The sequence below is a fragment of the Neobacillus niacini genome (assembly GCF_023715785.1).
Lineage (GTDB): Bacteria > Bacillota > Bacilli > Bacillales > Cytobacillaceae > Neobacillus > Neobacillus niacini_E.
The window spans coordinates 466782-485743 of the sequence record NZ_JAMBOX010000002.1 but is presented as its reverse complement, the minus strand read 5'-3'; the positions used below and the strand labels follow the sequence as shown (position 1 = coordinate 485743).

The window sequence follows — 18962 nt, the reverse complement described above, 5'->3', positions numbered from 1 at the left end:
AATCGTTAAAAGTGCAAATAGAACTCCATTTTGCGCAAATAAAAGTCCAAAATCCGCAAATAAATCACAAAAACGCGCAAATAAACGCGTGCCCCGAACTATTTTTGATATAATAAGAACATATATTCTCGCGAACTGAGTTGATTTATAATGTCTGACATACATATATCGGTACGGACCCTAGTTGAATATGTTTATTCCAGCGGCAGCATTGATTCGCGGTTCCGGCCGCAATCGACACTCGTGGATGGAACAAGGGCCCATCAAAAAATCCAGAAAACCTATAAAGTTGGGGATCAAAAAGAAGTCTATCTAAGCGTGGAAATTCCTTTTGACGGGATGAACTTTGTCATTGACGGCCGTTGTGATGGGCTGCTTTTTGAGGACGGTGAAGTCACAATCGATGAAATCAAGTCTTTCTCCAGGCCTTTAGAGCAGTTAGAGGGGGAGGGCTATCCCGTTCACTGGGCCCAGGCAAAGGCTTACGCCTATATCTATGCCAGAGAACAGAAGCTGCAAGATATTTTTGTCCAGCTCACTTACGTCAATACGGAATTAGACCAGAAAAAATACTACAAAAGTAAGTTCACTTTAACGCAACTAGAAGATTTCATATATGAAGTGATTAAAACTTACGCGCCATATGCCCGGCTTCAACTGCAGCACATCGAAAACCGGAATGCATCTGCCAAAGAACTTGCCTTTCCGTTCCCTTCTTATCGAAATGGCCAGCGGCAACTGGCGGGAGCGGTTTACAAGACCATTTCAGACAGAAAGAATTTGTTTGCGAAAGCCCCGACTGGAATCGGAAAGACCATCTCAACGCTTTTTCCATCAGTCAAAGCGATTGGTGAAGGCGAGATTACCCGCATTTTCTACCTGACCGCCAAAACGATTACCAGGACAACGGCAGAGGAAGCGTTAGACCGGATGCGCGCCTGCGGCCTTAGTTTAAAGTCGGTTACAGTTACCGCAAAAGATAAGGTATGTTTTAAAGACGAAACCAATTGCCAAAAGGAATACTGCGAATTTGCCAATGGCTATTATGATCGAATTAACGGGGCTGTCCTGGACATTTTGGCCAATGAACAGGGGCTTACCCGTGAAGTGATCGAGAGGTATGCCCTCAAACATAAGGTCTGCCCGTTTGAATACTCGATTGACCTTGCCTATGCCGTCGATGCCGTCATTTGCGATTATAATTACATTTTCGACCCACAGGTCTCACTAAAGCGTCTATTTGAGGAGCAAAAGAAGTCCACTGTCTTACTGGTGGATGAGGCCCATAACTTAGTCGACCGCGGCCGAGAAATGTTTTCGGCCTCCATCAGCAAAGATGTGTTCCTGCAGCTTAAAAAGGAATACAAAGGAATTAATAAGCCAGTCTATGAAGCAGCCGGGAAGGTTAACTCATGGTTTATTTCGTTAAAAAAAGAACATCCAAATAAGAATGAATTTGTCATCGAAACGCTTGATGAAGGCTTAATAGAGCTGCTCCACGAATTTATTGAAACGGCCGAACCACTGCTTAAGATCGAGCCCCATGCCAATCTACTCGACTCGTACTTTACTGTCCAAAGCTTTTTAAAAATCGCAGAATTGCTCGATGACCATTTCGTAATGTATGGAGAGAAACATAAAAATAATTTTACTCTTAAGCTATTCTGCCTTGATCCATCACAACTGTTAAAACAGATGGGGAAGAGCTTTCGGTCAAAAGTATTTTTTTCAGCAACTCTGTCACCGATGACCTATTATCGAGACGTTGTCGGCGGGAATGAAGATGACTTTGCGGTTATGATTTCATCTCCTTTTTCCAAAGAACAGACGGATGTTTACCTGAAACCGCTGTCCACCCGCTACCGGGACCGGGAAAATACAAAGGGGGAAATCGTTGCAGCCATCCAAACATTCATCAAAAACAATCCCGGAAACTGGCTGATCTTTTTCCCATCGTATCAGTACCTGCTAACAGTTTACGAACAGTTCAAGCAACAGGATTCTGAGACAAATACACTGCTTCAGTCACAGGGAATGACTGAAGCTGACCGCGAGGCGTTCTTAAAGGAATTCCAGCCTGATTCAACGGACACTTTACTCGGTTTTGCCGTCCTTGGTGGTATTTTTTCCGAAGGGATTGATTTGAAGGGGGACCGTTTAAATGGGGTCATGGTTGTCGGTGTAGGTTTGCCGCAAATTTGTTTTGAACGAGATCTGATAAAAGATCATTTTAATAAAAATAGTAAAAACGGATACAACTACGCCTACGTTTATCCCGGCATGAACAAAGTTTTGCAGTCGGCCGGCCGGCTGATCCGTTCGGAGACGGACAGGGGTACCATCGTCCTGATTGATGACCGTTTCCTAAAGCAGCCTTATCACGCCCTGCTTCCTGAAGAATGGAGCAATTATACAGTAATCTAGAGCACATCTAAAAATGGGTGTGCTTTTTTTTTATAAATTTTTGCATTTTGGATGACAATTTCGGAATTTTTATCATATAATTAATAAAAAGTTGCATTAGGTAAAAACTTTGAAAAGAGGGCAATAGAGATGGCTCAACCTAATATTATCAAACTGGCAAATGGACAAAAAGGAAACTTAATAAAAATTACCTCCATTAACCTTGATGGAGTGATGAGAAGAAGATTATTGGATTTGGGGTTTGTTACGGGTGCAGTGGTAGAGGTTGTCCGAAAAAGCCCGCTGGGAGACCCGATAGCTTTCCGGGTCGCGCAAACGACAATTGCCTTAAGAAAAGAGGAAAGTGAAAAAATGGAAGGGGAGCTGGTTGCTAATGGGGAATGAATATCGGATTGCCTTGGCAGGGAACCCGAATACGGGAAAAAGCACATTGTTCAATGCGTTAACCGGCTTACGGCAGCATACCGGCAACTGGGCCGGGAAAACCGTCTCCCTGGCTCAAGGCAGTGTTTCTTTTAAAAATAAAACCTTGCATTTCATCGACCTTCCGGGCACTTATTCGCTGTTTTCGAATTCCAAGGATGAGGAAGTGGCCCGTAATTACATTGTGTTCGAAAAACCGGATGTCACCCTTGTGGTGTTGGATGCCACTTCATTGGAGCGAAACTTCAATCTAGCCCTGCAGGTTCTGGAAATGACTAAAAACGTGATTGTCTGTATTAACCTGATTGATGAAGCGGAAAAACAGGGAATCAGAATTAATGAGCGGTTGCTGATGAACCGCATGGGTGTACCGGTCGTTAAAATTTCGGCCCGAAATAAGCAAGGGTTCCCGGTATTGCTTGATACGATTGACCGGATTGTCACAGGGGAAATTGAATGCCACCCGACCCAAATGCAGTATTCGCCAGAAATCGAAGCGCAAATTGGCAAGATCGAGCCAAAAGTGCGCGAGGTGGTCGGCGACCGGATTTCGGCCCGGTGGATTTCGCTGCGTTTGCTTGATGGGGATGAGGCGTTATTGACGGAATTGGCGAAGCGATTTGTACCTGAAGGGGTATCGGGATGAATATTCAACAGCTTTAGTGGAAGCGCAGCAACTATCGACAGCAAAAATGAGAGATGATATTGTTAAACAGCTATACGAGCGCAGTCACAAGCTATGCCAAGAGGGCGTTTCCTATACAAAAACAAACGGGATACGCGAACGGAAAAGCTCGATGCCATCTTTACCTCGCCGATATTTGGCTTTCCCATCATGCTGCCGGCGAATGAGATCGTCCTTCCGATTTTGTTAATGGGCTACTTATCCACTGGTTCGCTGACAGAGGTTGACAGTCTGGTTGATTTGAAAAAAATCTTTCATGACCACGGCTGCACCTGGCTTACTGCCTTAAACATGATGCTGTTTTCGCTTCTCCATTATCCATGCGGCACAACCATGCTCAATATTTACAAAGAAACAAAGAGGAAAAAGTGGACATTTCTATCGTTCCTGATTCCAACGGTTATCGCGATTCTCGTCCCGTTCATCATTACCCAAACAGTAAGAATGTTAGGGTTAATTTGATTAAATGGCCCCTTTTATGAAATACTGTATAGGAGTGCATTTTTTTAAATCGGGAGGAGACCGAAAATGAGTAAGATTGAAGCAGGCGAAATATATACGCTAAATGACGAAAACGGTGAAGAGCAAGAAGTAGAGGTACTCGGTATCTTAAAGGTAGAAGGAGCGGAATACGCTGTAGTCGCATTTGTTGAGGACATTCAGGAAGAAAATGAGGAGGACATCGATATCTTTTTCTTAAAAGCAGAGGAGGATGGAAGTCTTTCCGAAATCGAAAACGATGACGAATTTGATAAAGTCACCAAAGCTTTTGATGAAATGATGGATGCCGAGGGTGAAGAATAACCACGGAGGGGCAAATAATTGCCTCTCTTTTCATTAACTGGAAAATTATGTATGGATAAATTTAATAATGGTATACTGTTAGGGAGTAAAACAATGGAGGAAAGAAGAAATGCCGATTGAAGAAGGTACCAAGTTTCAAATTTCTCAGGGGATTCAAGGAAACTTTAACTCTGCTGAATCGTTGACGGTCATTTCCAATAATGGCGTAACCGTTCAGTTTACGCTCGGGGAAGACAAGGGATACGGGTCAATGCCCGTGGAACACCTCAATTACCTGCTTAAGAGATCAAACTTGACGAAAGTTCCAAATAAACGAGCATTAATCAATACAGCGGAAAATAATGAAGAACATATAAGTTAGCTTAAGAGAGGGTGTAAATACTTGCCCTCTCTTTTTTGTTAAAATAAATCACTGAGTTCGCTATCAGAATAAACAGCAATTAAAACGACCGCTTTTGTATCACCAATATTTTTCACTGTATGCGGAACACTGGCATTCCAACTGAACGAATCTCCCTCCTCCAAAGTAAAGGTATCCTCGCCTTGTTGGGCCCATACTTTCCCTTCCAAGACCAAATGACTTTCTATTCCTTCATGCGAATGGGCTTCGCCAATACAGGCGCCTGGGGGAAACTCGACGCTCATCATCCTTAGGCCGCCCTTCGATGAGATATGTTCCACTTTTAGGCTGTTAAAGGTCGAATAGGTGCGTTCGCTTTTTTTCACAACCTTCATATGCTCTTTTTTCTCTAGCAACAAATACGGCAATGGCACGTCTAAAAAGGTGGCAATGGTTTGCAATGTACTAATTGATGGCGAGGTGTTGTTGTTCTCGACATTACTGATAAATCCTTTCGATAGTCCAGTGCCTTCACACATTTGGGCGATCGTTATTTTTTTTCGGTTTCGTATGGCGCGTATTTTTGATCCGATATCCATGGTAATCCACCTCTTTGGGTTTCATTATACAAAACATAATTCTATATTAGCAAAAAAACAATTGACAAGCTAGCGAACTTCTTGTTATGTTATAGACAATAAAAGTTCATATTTGAAAACTAGGTGGTTTTTATTTTTTGTCATTAGGTTTTCTAATATGAATCTTTTTTGTTTATAAAAAATAAAAAGGTGGTGTTTTTGTAAAAGTAAGTAGTATTTTGAAAATTAGCCAATCTATTAAGGTGAAATAGATGAAATGTTCCTCAAGGAGTGATGGGTATGAATGCGCCAATGATATATGAGCTCCGTAAACCCGATCAGATTGAACCCAATAAGACCTATCCGGCACTATTCTTATTGCATGGTATGGGAAGCAACGAACAAGATTTGCTGTCATTAGCAGCCGGTCTGGAAAAGCAATTTTATATTTTTAGTATTCGTGGACCTATTCCACAGCCGCCAGGTTTTGCTTTTTTCACAATTGAGGGGTTTGGTAAACCCTATCGTGAGGTATTTGACGATACTGTCAGCAAGCTAACCAGTTTTATTGATTATGCCTGTGAACAATATCCAATTGATTTGAAGCAGCTTTACCTGCTCGGTTTCAGCCAAGGGGCGATTCTTTCGATGACCTTGGGATTGACACTAGGGAATCGGATTCGAGGTATTATTGCTCTAAGCGGCTACATTCCTGGTTTTGTAAAAAAAGACTACAATTTGCAGCCGGTTGATGAACTTTCTATTTTTATATCTCACGGTGAAATGGACCCAGTCCTTCCTTTTCAGTGGGGTGTTGAAAGTGATGAGTATTTTAGCAGCCTCGGCGCAAAGGTATCCTTTCATCGGTATCAGGCAGGCCATACTGTTTCATTAAGTAACTATCAGGAATTTACGAAGTGGTTATTAGAAGATTTAACAAAATAAATAATATATTAGGGAGAGAAGAAAGACATGAAAAGAATTGAAGCAAGTACATTAATTTTACGTTTAGTTTTAGGAGTAACATTCTTTATTCACGGATTAGTGAAATTCCAGGGCGGAATTGAAAATATCGTCGGCTGGTTTGACAGCATCGGACTACCAGGATTCTTGGCTTATGCTGTTGCTTTGTTGGAACTAGTTGGAGGAATCGCATTAATTGTTGGATTGGGCAGCAGAATTGTATCCGCGTTATTTGTTCTATTAATGCTCGGAGCAACTTTTAGTGCGAAACTAGCCGGCGGCTTTTTAGGCAATGGCCAAGGTGCCGGTTATGAATTGGATTTGGCGCTGGCTGCAATGGCGTTGGTTATTGCCATCACTGGCAGCAAGATGTTTGCACTTGATGCATTATTTTTCAAAAAAGATAAACATGAATCTAATGTAAAAAAAGCAGCTTAAAACGAAAAGGAGGACGTAACATGCTTCCATCATTATTTATCGCTCACGGTTCGCCGTTACTGGCGATTGAAAACAATGAATACACTCAATTCTTAAATGTGGTGGGGCAGAATTTGCCTCGTCCGAAAGCAATCGTCGTGTTCTCGGCACACTGGGAATCGCGCCAGCAAAAAGTCAGTGACGTGGATGAGTACAGCACTATTTATGATTTCGGCGGCTTCCCGCAGGAGCTGTATACGATTCAATACCCAGCAAAAGGCGATCATCAGGTTTCACAAGAAATAAAGGACTTATTCGAAGCTAATGGAATTCAGTACCAGGTTGAAACAAGCCGCGGGTTGGATCACGGTGCTTGGGTTGTTCTACGGATGTTATATCCAAATGCTGATGTTCCGGTTATTGCAATGTCGGTTAACCCTAACCTAACACCAGAGGAACAGTATAAAATCGGTAAATCATTGTCGGCGTTAAAAGCTAACGATATTTTAATAATTGGAAGCGGAGGTACTTCGCACAACCTAAGAGCGTTAAACTGGGCTGACAACGGCGAAGTATTCCCATGGGCACTTGAATTTGAGGACTGGCTTGCCCACCATATCCAGACTTGGGATTTGGATTCACTCTTCAAGTACGATACCTTGGCACCTAATGCGGCATACGCTGTCCCACCATACGGGAACGAGCATTTTATACCTCTGTTTTATGCCATGGGAGCGGCGGATGATGCTAAGAAAGCAACATTGCTTCACCGCAGTTTCCGGTATGGAAGCCTTACCCATAGTGTTTGGCAGTTTGGATAAGAAGAAAAAGCCTTGCAGGTATTCAACTGCAGGGCTTGTTTCGTTTGTATTAATTAACTGGTGCAGTTCCTACAAAAGTTCCATTTAAAAATACATACATTAACGGGACTCCATTTGCATCAATAAAAGGAACACCTATCATGGTAACACCTTCTGCAGGTAAAACAACCTCAATAGTGTGTGCACCATTCCACTTATTACCTGATGAAAGTAACTCTGCTTTTTTGTCCTTAAAAGCGTCACTGCTTAAAAATTTTGCTACGATTTTATTTCTCTCGGCACCTGATAGTGGCACTAGGTCATGACAACCGCAGTCATCATTTTCGGCTGCTTGTACCGGATTACCTGGTGCAGCAAACAACGAAAACGCCATTGCCCCACCGAATAGTAGAGCCATAATTTTTTTCTTCATACTTTTCTCCTCCTCTTTTAGACTCATCTACTATATTACATTCTTTTTCGACAGATTCCTGCAGAAACATTGGAAAATTATTCGACAATTGCCAGTATTTATGACAGAATCGTGACGAGAAACCAAATTGTTGTCATTTCTGGAAAAATACGTTCTAATAAAATTAAGCATCATGAGTGTGAAGAGGGGAAATATTAGTGGGATTTTTTTTCGCAGTAGTATTGTTAGTCTATAATTTAGTGTTGTTCTATATCGGCTGGAACGGCTGGAAGTGGATTCAGACCATCATCGGTGATCGGAAAAGAGTAAAATATACATATTGGTTAGTTCTGATTCTATTTGCTTACACTTTTGTGTTCGCCCGCTTCTTGGATGACATTCCGGTGTTAACGTGGCTAGGCGGCATTTGGCTTGGATTATTTTTCTATCTAGTTTTGCTCCTTCCATTTGTTAATCTATTTGTTTTTTTGACCAGGTTTACACGTGTTCCAAAAGAGAAAGCGAAAAAATGGGCAGGTTTTTCTACAATTATTATCATTATTGGGTTATTTGTATTAGGGATTTATAATGCCTTTACACCGGTTGTCAACACCTATCAAATCACCATACCCAAACAGGTCGAAGGGGCTAAATCTATTAATTTTGTTATGGCGTCGGATATGCATTTTAGTGAAATGTCCGGAGCTAGTCATGCCAGGAATCTCGTTCGAGAAATAAATGCCTTGAAACCTGACCTGGTTTTGTTCCCTGGGGATATTATTGATGATGACATTGGCCCGTTCTTGCGGAAGGGGATTCCGGACATTATAAAGGAGATTGAAGCTCCGGTTTATGCTTCTTTTGGAAATCATGATCGTGAGGATCCTGATGTGGACCTTGTGAACATTTTTAATAATAGCGGGATGAAACTTCTTGCTGATGAGGTTACCGTATTGGATAATGGGATTACACTAGTAGGCAGGAAAGACCGTGGGTACCAAGATGTCGTACGCTTAAAGCTTGCGGATTTAATGAAGCACGTCGACAAAACAAAACCGGTCATTTTGCTCGACCATCAGCCATACGATTTGGACATTGCCGTAAAAAATGGCGTAGACCTGATGGTATCTGGCCATACCCATCGTGGACAAATGGCACCTGGCAATCTGGTAACAGACATGCTTTTTGAAAATGATTTTGGCTATCTTAAAAAAGGACAAATGCATTCAATTGTTTCTTCCGGTTATGGATTCTGGGGGACACCCTTAAGAATCGGAACACAGGCGGAAATTGTGCAAATAAAAATAACGTTTAAATAAAAAGAACCAATTTGGGGTCACCTCAGACTCCGAGTTGGTTTTTTGTGTTCGATTTGTAACTATGAAAAGTCATAAGACGCGCACTATGACCACGTGCTTTTTAAAAATATCTGTTTCTATTTCATAGTTTATAATGTAGGCGCATACAATATGTCTATATGCCTATTGCAAGACTAGTTTGATAGTTGTAAGGGGGAGATGGAGTGAATATTAGTGAAATTTTACTAGAGACGGCTCGGGTGTTACCGGAGCATCCAGCCATGATTTTTCGAAATGAGAGCATTACCTACTACGAATTTGCAGAAAGAGTAAGGGAAAAGACCGTGGGGCTTAGAGAACACGGGATTACAAACAGTTCCCATGTCGCCCTGATGATGGCCAATAAGCCCGATTATGCGATTGCTTATTTTTCGCTGCTGGCCATCGGCGCTACGGTCGTACCAATTAACCCCACCTTTAAAGAACAGGAAATTACCTATATTCTTAACGATTCGGATGCCATGGCCATTATTGTGGATGAGGTTGGGGTGGAAGAGATAAAGAAAGCCCGGAATAACTTGTCTTCTGTAAAACACTTCATCTCCTTGCCGCCAACCGATCAATTTACTCCATGGGCTGAGGTCTCTGGCAATCCGGTCCATTTCGCCCTTGAACCAAAAGATCCAATCGACAATGCCCAAATCATCTACACTTCCGGAACGACAGGCAAACCAAAAGGCGCTTTGATTACCCATGGAAACCTGGAGTGGATGAGTAAAACCAGTGCGGACATTCTCGAATTAACGAAGGAGGACCGGGTTCTTGTCGTCCTCCCGCTATTCCATGCCTATGCCAAGCTCCAGGGCTTGCTTCAGTGCGTGTTAAAAGGCTGCACAATTTACCTGGAAGAACGCTTTATCCCTGACCACATACTCCAAAAACTCTCAGACAACAAGATTACCATCTTCCTAGGTGTGCCGACCATGTACACCATGTTTGTTCAATCTCCCAAAATACAAGACTTGGATTTTACCAGTCTGAGAATCGCCGGTTCTGGCGGCGCCAGCCTTCCTTTAGAGATTATCGATAAAGTGAAAGCCGAAATGGGTGTGGAAATCGGTGAAGGCTACGGGCAAACCGAAAGTACCGTGATGATCAGCTGTAATCCAAGCGATATTCCGAAAAAATACGGATCGATCGGTGTACCGCTTCCTGGACTTGAATTAAAAATAGTGGACCCGAATGGACGGGAAGTCCCAGTGGGCGAGGTTGGCGAAATCATCTTCAAGGGTGCCAATGCCATGAAGGGCTATTATAAGAAGGAAATAGAGACAAAGGAAACAATCAAAGACGGCTGGCTCTATACCGGTGACCTTGGGAAGCGGGATGAAGAGGGGTATCTGTACATTGTTGACCGCAAGAAGGATTTGATTATTCGCGGCGGCTACAACGTGTATCCACGGGAAGTCGAAGAAGTTCTTTACACTCATCCTGATGTTGTCGAGTGTGCGGTCGTGGGAGAGGCAGACCCGGTGTTCGGAGAAGAGGTTGCTGCATACGTAGTGACCAAATCACCTAAGACACCTGAAGATATCACCAGCTACTGTAAACGGCAGTTGGCCCATTATAAAGTGCCGAGAAAAGTCTACTTTTTAAAAGAATTGCCAAAAACGACGACCGGGAAAATTCTTAAAACACCTCTTAGAAAAAAATAGGACATGAACCTTGAGAATTCCTCATAGTCAAAATGGACTACGAATAGGAATAGGAAGGAACCGTTCACAGAACAAATAAGGGGGAAAATAAATGAGAGCTGCGCTCTGAGTATGATGGGCTATTAACGTTGATTGCGCAAGGAAAATTGAATCCTCGCTCGCTTGTATCCCGGGAAGTGGCTTTAGATGATGTGAACAGCATCCTAAACGATATGACCCATTACAAAACATATGGATTTAATATCATTACCAAATTCAACTAACTTTTTAAAAATAGCTCTGGCAATCGCCGGGCTATTTATTTTGGCAAATGGCAGGGATATTTGAATGCTTGTTGAAATAAATATCCAAAGAAAGTAAAAAGGGGGCAGTAAAATGATTGCGACTTTGAGATTCCCAAAACGGTCGTATACCGGTTGGGGTTCCATAGAAAAACTGATCAATGAGCTACAGGAGCTAAAGCCTGAAAAAATTCTAATTGTAACGGATGAAACTTTAGTCAAAATCGGTATGGTAGATAGATTTTTATCACCTCTAAATGAAAATTATCAGGTAAGAGTTTATACCGATGTGGAGCCCGAGCCTTCTCTAGCTTGTGCCGAAAAACTAGTTGATTTTACCCGTAACGGCGGATTTGACCTAGTGATCGGCCTTGGCGGCGGCAGCGCTTTGGATTTGGCCAAATTAGCTGCAGTAATCCCCAAGAATGATGGAAATGTAACTGACTATTTAAATCTTACCGGTAAAAGGCAACTTAAGAATCAAGGCGTACCCAAGATTCTGCTCCCGACCACGTCTGGAACAGGCAGCGAAGTAACCGATATCGCTGTTGTTTCACTTGAAGGCACCAAAGATGTTGTCACCCACGACTTTTTACTCGCCGATATCGCCATCGTAGACCCGCAATTAACAGTATCCGTGCCTAAAAGGATCACTGCAGCCACCGGCATTGACGCGTTGACCCATGCGGTGGAAGCCTATCTTTCCATCAACGCCAATGAAGCTACCGATGCTTTGGCCATAAAGGCAGTGGAGTTAATCGGAAGCTCCTTAAAACAAGCTGTGGAAAATGGAGAAAACCAAGAGGCAAGAACAGCGATGAGTTACGGAAGCTATTTGGCAGGATTGGCCTTCTTTAATGCTGGTGTTGCCGGAGTGCATGCGCTGGCATATCCTTTGGGGAGCCAATTTAAGCTTCCGCATGGCGAATCAAATGCTGTGCTGCTTCCTTATGTAATGGATTATATTTCATCCAGTTGTTCTGAAAAATTAACTGCTGTATGCGACATCCTCGGTATGAAGTGGTCGGAGCAGGACTATTTAGAGATCTTTTACAAACTGGTGGAAGATGTGGGCTTGCCAACCACATTAAAGGAATACGGAATTCCTGAGGCGGCGCTAAGCAGCTTAACGGAGGATGCGATTAAGCAAAAGCGGCTCTTGGCACGCAGTCCGAAACCGCTGCATAAAGAGGATATTTATCAAATTTATCAAATGGCCTATAACGGTTTATAAGGGTGAAGTTATGTATTCAACAATAATAGAACCAAGAGTTTCAGAGACAGACGGTGTTGGACATATCAACAATACGACCATTCCGATCTGGTTCGAAGCCGGAAGGAACCCATTATTTAAATTATTTACTCCGGACGATTCGTTTCAAAACTGGAAAATGATTATTTTAAAAATGAATGTGGAATATGTAGCACAAATATATTTCGGAAAAAATGTCGAAATCAGAACATGGGTAAACAAAATCGGAAATAGCAGCCTAGAACTGTACGAGGAAATTCACCAAGAAGGGCGGTTATGTGCAAAAGGGACAGCATTATATGTCAACTTTAATCTCCAAACGCAAAAGTCTGAACGTATCCCAGACCACATCAGACAGGAGCTCCAACAGCACGACTACCGAAATGAATCCGAACAACTGAAAGGGTGAATGGTAATGGCACCTCGCAAATTGAAATTCTGGGGTTGGGGCTATGAAGATGGATTGTCTCCCCAAATTCAGAAACAAGTGGAAGCCGCGATGGCCCATCGGTTTGGCGTTAGTGAATGGCGGACCACACCGCCTCCGACAATGGAAGAAATACCGTTAAATCCAGCACGATTATCCATTCCGCAAACACTCCAACATCTTTGTTCAAACGACCCCTTTGAGAGACTGTCGCATACTTACGGTAAATCCTATCGGGATGTAGTCCGAGCTTTTCGCCGTGACTTCAAAAACGCTCCTGATATCGTAGCGTTTCCCCGTACGGAAGAGGACTTAATAAACATATTGGATTGGTGTAATCAAATAAATGCCGCAGCTATTATTTATGGCGGCGGAACGAGTGTGGTAGGGGGAGTGGAGGCTGTCATTGGGGAGCAATATTCCGGAGCCGTTTCCATCGATTTAAGGAACCTAAATCAGGTGCTCGAAGTGGACGGAATCTCCCGCGCTGCTAAGATTCAAGCGGGAATTCGCGGTCCAGCCATGGAAAGCCAGTTAAAAGAATATGGTCTATCGCTTCGTTTCTTTCCCCAGTCTTTTGAATTTTCTACATTAGGTGGATGGATTGCTACGCGAGCTGGCGGACATTTTGCTACATTACACACCCATATTGATGATTTAGTGGAGTCACTTCGGGTCATTACGCCAAAAGGAGTGGTAGAAACGAGGAGATTGCCTGGTTCCGGTGCAGGTCCAAGTCCAGACCGTTTATTTATAGGTTCGGAAGGAACACTAGGAATTATTACGGAGGCATGGGTACGGCTTCAGGACCGCCCTATTCATCGAACATCAGCTTCGGTACGGTTTCCTGATTTCCAATCTGGTGTAAAGGCGGTTAGAAGACTGAGCCAATCAGGATTGTATCCGTCCAATTGCCGGTTGCTTGACCCAGGCGAAACGGGTGATTCTGGCGCAGGAGACGGGCAATCCGCCGTTTTAATGCTTGGTTTTGAATCACATGACCATCTGTTGGATATTTGGATGATACGAGCCTTGGAGTGCTGCAAAGAATTTGGAGGCACTTATCATCCGGATGCTATAAAAACAAATCAAGACTCATCGATAAGAAGAGAAGGAGCAGCGGAAACTTGGCGAAACGCCTTTATTCAAGCGCCATACTTTCGCGATGTTATGGTAGGTTTAGGTGTGATTGTGGAAACCTTTGAAACAGCTGTTACATGGAACCGATTTGAGGAATTCCATAATGGTGTCATGGAGGCCGCCCAAAAGGCAATCCGGGAAATATCCGGACTGAATGGCTGGGTGACATGCCGAATTACTCACGTGTATCCCGATGGCCCTGCTCCATATTACACCGTAAAAGCACTTGGCAAAAAAGGCAGCGAGCTGGAGCAGTGGGATGAAATCAAGGCGGCTGTGTCGGAAGCTATTATTCATTTAGGTGGAACCATTACGCATCATCATGCGGTAGGACGTGACCACCGCCCATGGTATGACCAGCAGCGGCCACCCTTGTATGCCTCTGCTTTACAGGCAGTCAAACAGACACTGGATCCCAACTATATTTTGAATCCTGGAATCTTGATAGATTAAGAAATCAAAAAGGCAGCCGCTCAAAAACAAAGAGTGCTGCCTTTTTAACTGCTATTTTTTCGTCGAATAATACTTGATTTAATCTTTTTCGGAATCCTTCAGCGTTTCAAATATTGACGCTGTCAAACTATTTGGTCCATGGGCATCAAGGCCTGCCTCCCACAGCATCATCCCGCCGAAACCTTGTTCAATCGCCAATTTGGTTTTCATTTTCATGGTTTTCTCGCCATTATAATGATAGGTCGTGCCGTTAATACTAACGGTATCGTTTCCGGCATTCTCTTCATTTTGGTCGATAATGGCCGCAAAGGAGACCTGCTTAATTTTCGGGTCTTCAGGCTGGGCATATAACGGGACACCCAGGACAAGTTTTTCCCGCGTAATCTGAAGTGTATCAAAGAGATTGCTCCAATAGTTGACAATAGCCTCTGTGTACGGATATGGCGACAAATTCGCGGCATTGTACCCGTCATCCCACTGGCCGTCATAGGCCATGATATTGACATGGTCCACATATTGGAACATGGACGGGTCAAATTGAACAAAGCCAACCTCTGTTAGGGTCACCGCATGGATTTTGGAGTATACCGCAACGGATACCTCTTTATGTTTCGGGTGAAGTTGCTCGCTTAATTCCTTTACAAAAGCAGCCAAATTTTGCGCGTCTGCCTCATTGCGGGGATGTTCAAAATCAACATCAATGCCGTCAAGCTGTTCCCGATCCGCGAAACTAGCAAGCTCATTCACTAGTTTGGAACGAGATGCTGGGTCTGAAATGGCCGTTTTAAAATAATCATAGGATTCACCGCCATTGATATGATACCAGCCGCCAATCGCCAATATCGCTTTGGTGTCATGCTTTTTGGCGTTTGCCACCATTTTCCGCAAGTTGCCTAGGGCAGAATCACCATTAAGCAGCATGCCGCCATCCTTGGTCGGATGGGCAAATGAAAATATCACATGTGTTAATTTATCGTAATCTACCACATTTGGATCACGAAAATCCTGTACATACCCAATCAAAACTTTTGATTGTGATTGATCTATTACCGGTTTTTCTTTTTCTGCAGGTTTGTTAATTGTTTTTGCCGCTTGTTTTATTTTTACAGTATTTGAACTGTTGCCAGAAATTAAAACGCCTGTAAAAATTCCTCCAATAAAGGTAATCAATATTACCGTTGCCAGGAGGAGCTTTCTGTATTTCATCTTCACATTCCTCCCAATCTTGTATTACATTTAAAAGTTTAACAGAAAACGAGATAGGGGAGAGATGGTAAAATTTTGATTGGGGAGCCCTTCCATATTTCTTTTTTATGATTGGTAAATATGGTAAAATTTTAGGATGTTCGGATTATACAAAAAAGGGGTCTAAGGACGCAAATGAATAATAGAGAAGACAGGCGCAGGGAAAAATCGTTAAAAGAACGGAGAAGGCTGAAAACTTGGGTTCGAGTTGCCATTTTTGCCATTGTTGTATTAGCCGTTGGCAGTATTTCGCTGGCATACTTGATGAAGCCGGACAAATCTGAGACAAAGGTTGCAGATAAACAACAAAATAATATTAATCAGGAAAAATCTAAGCCAAAAGCCGAAAAACAGCCGGAACAAAAACAGGAACAAAAACAAGAGCAAAAACCGGAACCGGTCACAGAAACAACAATAAAAATAAGTGCGGCCGGAGATTTCACACTTGGAACAGATGAGACTTTTAACTATAGCGATTCGTTTGTCAATGTGGCAAAAGCAAATGGACTTCCTTATTTTGTAAAGGGCTTGAACAACATCTTTGCCGAAGATGATCTTACCACGGTGAATTTGGAAACAACCTTAACCAATGCGACACAAAAAGCGACCAAAAAATTTCGTTTTAAAGGTGACCCCAGCTATACAAAAATCCTTGAATTGGGTGGAATCGAAGCAGTCAATTTAGCCAATAATCATATTCACGACTATCTTGAGAAAGGCTATACGGATACAATTGATGCCTTGAAAAATCAAGGAATTGGTTATTTCGGCTATGACCATCAGTACATTACCGAGGTAAAAGGAATAAAAATCGGGGCATTGGGCTATGAGGGCTGGCAGGATACACCGCAAATCCGCAATCAAGTATCGCAGGCAATCAAGCATCTGAGAGAACAGGGGGCACAAATTGTCCTGGTCCATTATCATTGGGGAATTGAACGGCAGTATGTACCCAATGCATCGCAAAAATCATTGGCCCGCTTCACCATTGACAGCGGCGCCGATTTGGTCCTAGGTCACCATCCTCACGTCGTCCAGGGAATTGAAGAATACAATGGCAAGTTTATCGTTTACAGCCTTGGCAACTTTATGTTTGGCGGCAACAGAAATCCAAGTGACAAGGATACCTATGTATTCCAGCAAACCTTTCATTTGAAAAATGGAGAACTGACCGATAAGAAAGAAATTGCCGTCGTGCCATTCTCGATTTCGTCCGTTTCAAACAGAAATAACTATCAGCCTAAATTACTATCGGGAGCAGAACGTGATCGGGTGAAGAAGAAAATCATTGAATCCTCCAATAAGATCAATGGCTCAGACTGGCTCGTCTACGACACAACGGAGCAAGTAGTCAAAACAGAGTAATAGTAATAAAGCTGACAAAAAAAAATCTCCCTTACCAATATCATGAACTTAACTTAAGTCAATGAAAGGTTTTAATCCCCTTGTTACTATGAAAGAAAATGAAAACAAGGAAATTTTACCTTTTAAAGATAATTGGAGGGAGTTTTTTATGAAAGCAATAGTTTGTGATAAATATGGTTCACCCGATGTACTTGAATTAAAAGAGGTAAAAAAACCTTTACCAACCGAGAATCAAGTATTAGTAAAAGTTCATACAGCATCCTTGAACTTTGGCAACTTGGTTCTTTTGAAAGGCAAACCTTTCTTAGCCCGCTTTGCCTTCGGACTAACGAGACCAAAATACTCCATACCAGGCGGTGACATAGCTGGCACAGTTGAAGCTGTTGGCAAAGACGTTAAGCTATTTCGAGTAGGTGATGAAGTATTTGGCGACCTCTCTGGTTGTGGCTGGGGCGGTTTTGCTGAATATGCAGCTGTTCCCGAACATGCTATAGCCTTAAAACCAACCAATATCTCCTTCGAGGAAGCGGCTGGAACACCTATGGCAGGTGTAACTGCCTTACAGGGATTACGTGATAATGGTAAAATTAAATCGGGACAAAAGGTATTAATTTATGGGGCATCTGGCGGTGTCGGCACTTTCGCGGTACAAATTGCCAAATCATTTGGCGCTGATGTAACAGCTGTATGTAGTTCAAGAAATTTAGAGATCATGCGTTCACTTGGAGCCCACCATATCATTGATTATACAAAAGAGGGTTTCACCCTAGATGAAGAACGTTACGATTTGATTCTTGGTGTGAACGGTTCTAATTCCATTTCAGCTTATAAACGGGCACTAAAACCAAATGGGCATTTTGTCCACGTTGGAGGTTCCGAATCCCAATTTTTTCAAACATTATTTTTCGGCCCCTTTATTTCGATGACTGGAGGCAAGAAAATAAGTAACCTGTTACAGAGAGCAAACCAACAAGACTTAAATCATATAAAAGAATTACTTGAGACTGGCAAAGTAAAACCAATAATTGATAAACGGTATACGTTAAATGAAATAACGGAAGCATTCAACTATTTTCAAGATGGTCACGCTCAAGGCAAAGTAATCATTACTGTATAATATTAAACTGATATTAACCCCAGAGCAATGCGATTTCATTTGCAAAACGCATTGCTTTTTTACATGTTTTTATAGTTGTGGATACTCCAAAAGACAACGGCTTTTCCTGTTATGTTAGCTTCTTTATTTTTTTTAAAAAACTTATTCCGAGCTGCAAATACACCTAAAGTAGTATTGCCCCAATATTCTGAAGACTATATAGTTGTTAGTAAGTATTCACTTACCAGAAAGAATGTGATATTGGTGCAGACGCAAATCAGTACAAAAAAGAAAATCATACAGGAGGCGCGAAAGTTATTTGCGGAACGAGGCTATAGTGCCACTACCACAGCTGAAATTGCCAGGAGGGTCGGGGTCTCGGAAGCAGCCCTGTATAAGCATTTTAAAAGCAAAAAAGAGATGATTTTGGCCTGCCTGACACCGACAGACTATGTCAAAGTCGAAATCAATCCAGAAAACCTCTCGGAATCTATTCGAACTCTGATCAAAGCAAGGGTGAATCTAATTCGCAGCAACCTCGACAGCTTTAATATTCTTTACCGGGAATCACCGAACCATCCGGAGATTGCCAAAATGTTCTTGGAGCAAATTTATACCCAGGACAACAGCATGGAAGAGCTGATGAAAACAACACAAGAAGACATCCCCCCAGTCCAATCACTTCTATATGAACTCGGAATCACTAGTGCCATATGGTCGATCCTTAACTTTGAAAAACTCCAAGAACAATTAATCCCGGAAAAATTGCCGCTTGAGCATATGGCAGATGAAATGGCCGATATCCTGCTATATGGCATTTTAGGAAAAAAGGAGGAGTGATGAT

The 18962-nt window shown here is 42.5% G+C and carries 19 protein-coding genes and 1 pseudogene; 17 read left to right on the top strand and 3 right to left on the bottom strand.

The features are described from left to right. The first annotated feature begins 147 nt into the window (after positions 1-147). The 6 genes and pseudogenes from M3234_RS06985 to M3234_RS06960 all read left to right on the top strand — a co-directional run bounded on the left by M3234_RS06985 (position 148) and on the right by M3234_RS06960 (position 4697). Positions 148-2424 (top strand): helicase C-terminal domain-containing protein, encoded by a 2277-nt coding sequence (locus tag M3234_RS06985; RefSeq protein WP_262304133.1) that lies wholly within the window; start codon positions 148-150, stop codon positions 2422-2424. A gap of 129 nt (positions 2425-2553) precedes the next feature. Continuing rightward, positions 2554-2808, top strand: a complete 255-nt coding sequence (locus M3234_RS06980) for a FeoA family protein (RefSeq protein ID WP_262304004.1) — start codon at positions 2554-2556, stop codon at positions 2806-2808. Then, positions 2798-3493 (top strand): FeoB small GTPase domain-containing protein, encoded by a 696-nt coding sequence (locus M3234_RS06975; protein ID WP_262304003.1) that lies wholly within the window; start codon positions 2798-2800, stop codon positions 3491-3493. Before M3234_RS06980 ends, M3234_RS06975 begins: the two co-directional genes overlap by 11 nt. A 180-nt stretch (positions 3494-3673) precedes the next feature. Further along, positions 3674-3994: pseudogene (locus tag M3234_RS06970) on the top strand (nucleoside recognition domain-containing protein); the annotation flags it as partial. Between the two features lie 66 nt (positions 3995-4060). Continuing rightward, the gene (locus M3234_RS06965) at positions 4061-4336 is read left to right on the top strand and encodes a DUF1292 domain-containing protein (RefSeq protein ID WP_262304002.1); all 276 of its coding nucleotides are present in this window, start codon (positions 4061-4063) and stop codon (positions 4334-4336) included. 109 nt (positions 4337-4445) lie between these two features. Further along, positions 4446-4697, top strand: coding sequence for a hypothetical protein (locus M3234_RS06960; RefSeq protein ID WP_066304739.1), 252 nt, complete (start codon positions 4446-4448; stop codon positions 4695-4697). 38 nt (positions 4698-4735) lie between these two features. Here the strand turns inward: M3234_RS06960 and M3234_RS06955 are convergent, their stop codons facing one another. Next, the gene (locus M3234_RS06955) at positions 4736-5275 is read right to left on the bottom strand and encodes a helix-turn-helix domain-containing protein (protein WP_262304001.1); all 540 of its coding nucleotides are present in this window, start codon (positions 5273-5275) and stop codon (positions 4736-4738) included. A 279-nt stretch (positions 5276-5554) separates the two neighbouring features. On the opposite strand from M3234_RS06955, the gene M3234_RS06950 reads away from it, so the two are divergent. The 3 genes from M3234_RS06950 to M3234_RS06940 are packed head-to-tail and all read left to right on the top strand — an operon-like array spanning position 5555 to position 7455. Beyond that, complete coding sequence (locus tag M3234_RS06950; protein ID WP_262304000.1) at positions 5555-6199, top strand: alpha/beta hydrolase; 645 nt, start codon at positions 5555-5557, stop codon at positions 6197-6199. 27 nt (positions 6200-6226) lie between these two features. Beyond that, positions 6227-6655, top strand: coding sequence for a DoxX family protein (locus M3234_RS06945; RefSeq protein WP_262303999.1), 429 nt, complete (start codon positions 6227-6229; stop codon positions 6653-6655). Positions 6656-6675: 20 nt separating this feature from the next. Beyond that, a complete protein-coding gene (locus M3234_RS06940; RefSeq protein ID WP_262303998.1) occupies positions 6676-7455 on the top strand; it encodes a DODA-type extradiol aromatic ring-opening family dioxygenase in 780 nt (259 codons plus the stop codon). A gap of 49 nt (positions 7456-7504) precedes the next feature. Here M3234_RS06940 and M3234_RS06935 read toward each other — a convergent pair whose 3' ends face one another. Beyond that, positions 7505-7867 (bottom strand): hypothetical protein, encoded by a 363-nt coding sequence (locus M3234_RS06935; RefSeq protein WP_262303997.1) that lies wholly within the window; start codon positions 7865-7867, stop codon positions 7505-7507. 197 nt (positions 7868-8064) lie between these two features. On the opposite strand from M3234_RS06935, the gene M3234_RS06930 reads away from it, so the two are divergent. The 5 genes from M3234_RS06930 to M3234_RS06910 all read left to right on the top strand — a co-directional run bounded on the left by M3234_RS06930 (position 8065) and on the right by M3234_RS06910 (position 14412). Beyond that, the gene (locus M3234_RS06930) at positions 8065-9165 is read left to right on the top strand and encodes a metallophosphoesterase (RefSeq protein ID WP_262303996.1); all 1101 of its coding nucleotides are present in this window, start codon (positions 8065-8067) and stop codon (positions 9163-9165) included. A 203-nt stretch (positions 9166-9368) separates the two neighbouring features. Further along, a complete protein-coding gene (locus M3234_RS06925) occupies positions 9369-10859 on the top strand; it encodes a class I adenylate-forming enzyme family protein (protein WP_262303995.1) in 1491 nt (496 codons plus the stop codon). 375 nt (positions 10860-11234) lie between these two features. Beyond that, a complete protein-coding gene (locus M3234_RS06920; protein WP_262303994.1) occupies positions 11235-12374 on the top strand; it encodes an iron-containing alcohol dehydrogenase in 1140 nt (379 codons plus the stop codon). A 10-nt stretch (positions 12375-12384) separates the two neighbouring features. Next, entirely contained in the window at positions 12385-12801 is a 417-nt protein-coding gene (locus M3234_RS06915) for an acyl-CoA thioesterase (protein WP_066304763.1), read from the top strand. 6 nt (positions 12802-12807) lie between these two features. Then, positions 12808-14412: an FAD-binding oxidoreductase gene (locus M3234_RS06910; protein WP_262303993.1), complete on the top strand. Its 1605-nt coding sequence runs from the start codon at positions 12808-12810 to the stop codon at positions 14410-14412. 78 nt (positions 14413-14490) lie between these two features. On the opposite strand, the gene M3234_RS06905 is transcribed toward M3234_RS06910, so the two are convergent. Then, positions 14491-15618 (bottom strand): glycosyl hydrolase family 18 protein, encoded by a 1128-nt coding sequence (locus M3234_RS06905; RefSeq protein WP_262303992.1) that lies wholly within the window; start codon positions 15616-15618, stop codon positions 14491-14493. A 174-nt stretch (positions 15619-15792) separates the two neighbouring features. On the opposite strand from M3234_RS06905, the gene M3234_RS06900 reads away from it, so the two are divergent. The 3 genes from M3234_RS06900 to M3234_RS06890 all read left to right on the top strand — a co-directional run bounded on the left by M3234_RS06900 (position 15793) and on the right by M3234_RS06890 (position 18958). Next, positions 15793-17022 carry a CapA family protein gene (locus M3234_RS06900; RefSeq protein ID WP_262303991.1) on the top strand — a complete coding sequence of 410 codons (1230 nt, stop codon included), beginning with the start codon at positions 15793-15795 and terminating at the stop codon, positions 17020-17022. 148 nt (positions 17023-17170) lie between these two features. Continuing rightward, positions 17171-18139, top strand: a complete 969-nt coding sequence (locus M3234_RS06895) for an NAD(P)-dependent alcohol dehydrogenase (RefSeq protein ID WP_262303990.1) — start codon at positions 17171-17173, stop codon at positions 18137-18139. A gap of 243 nt (positions 18140-18382) precedes the next feature. Beyond that, positions 18383-18958 (top strand): TetR/AcrR family transcriptional regulator, encoded by a 576-nt coding sequence (locus tag M3234_RS06890; RefSeq protein ID WP_262303989.1) that lies wholly within the window; start codon positions 18383-18385, stop codon positions 18956-18958. Positions 18959-18962: the final 4 nt, after the last annotated feature.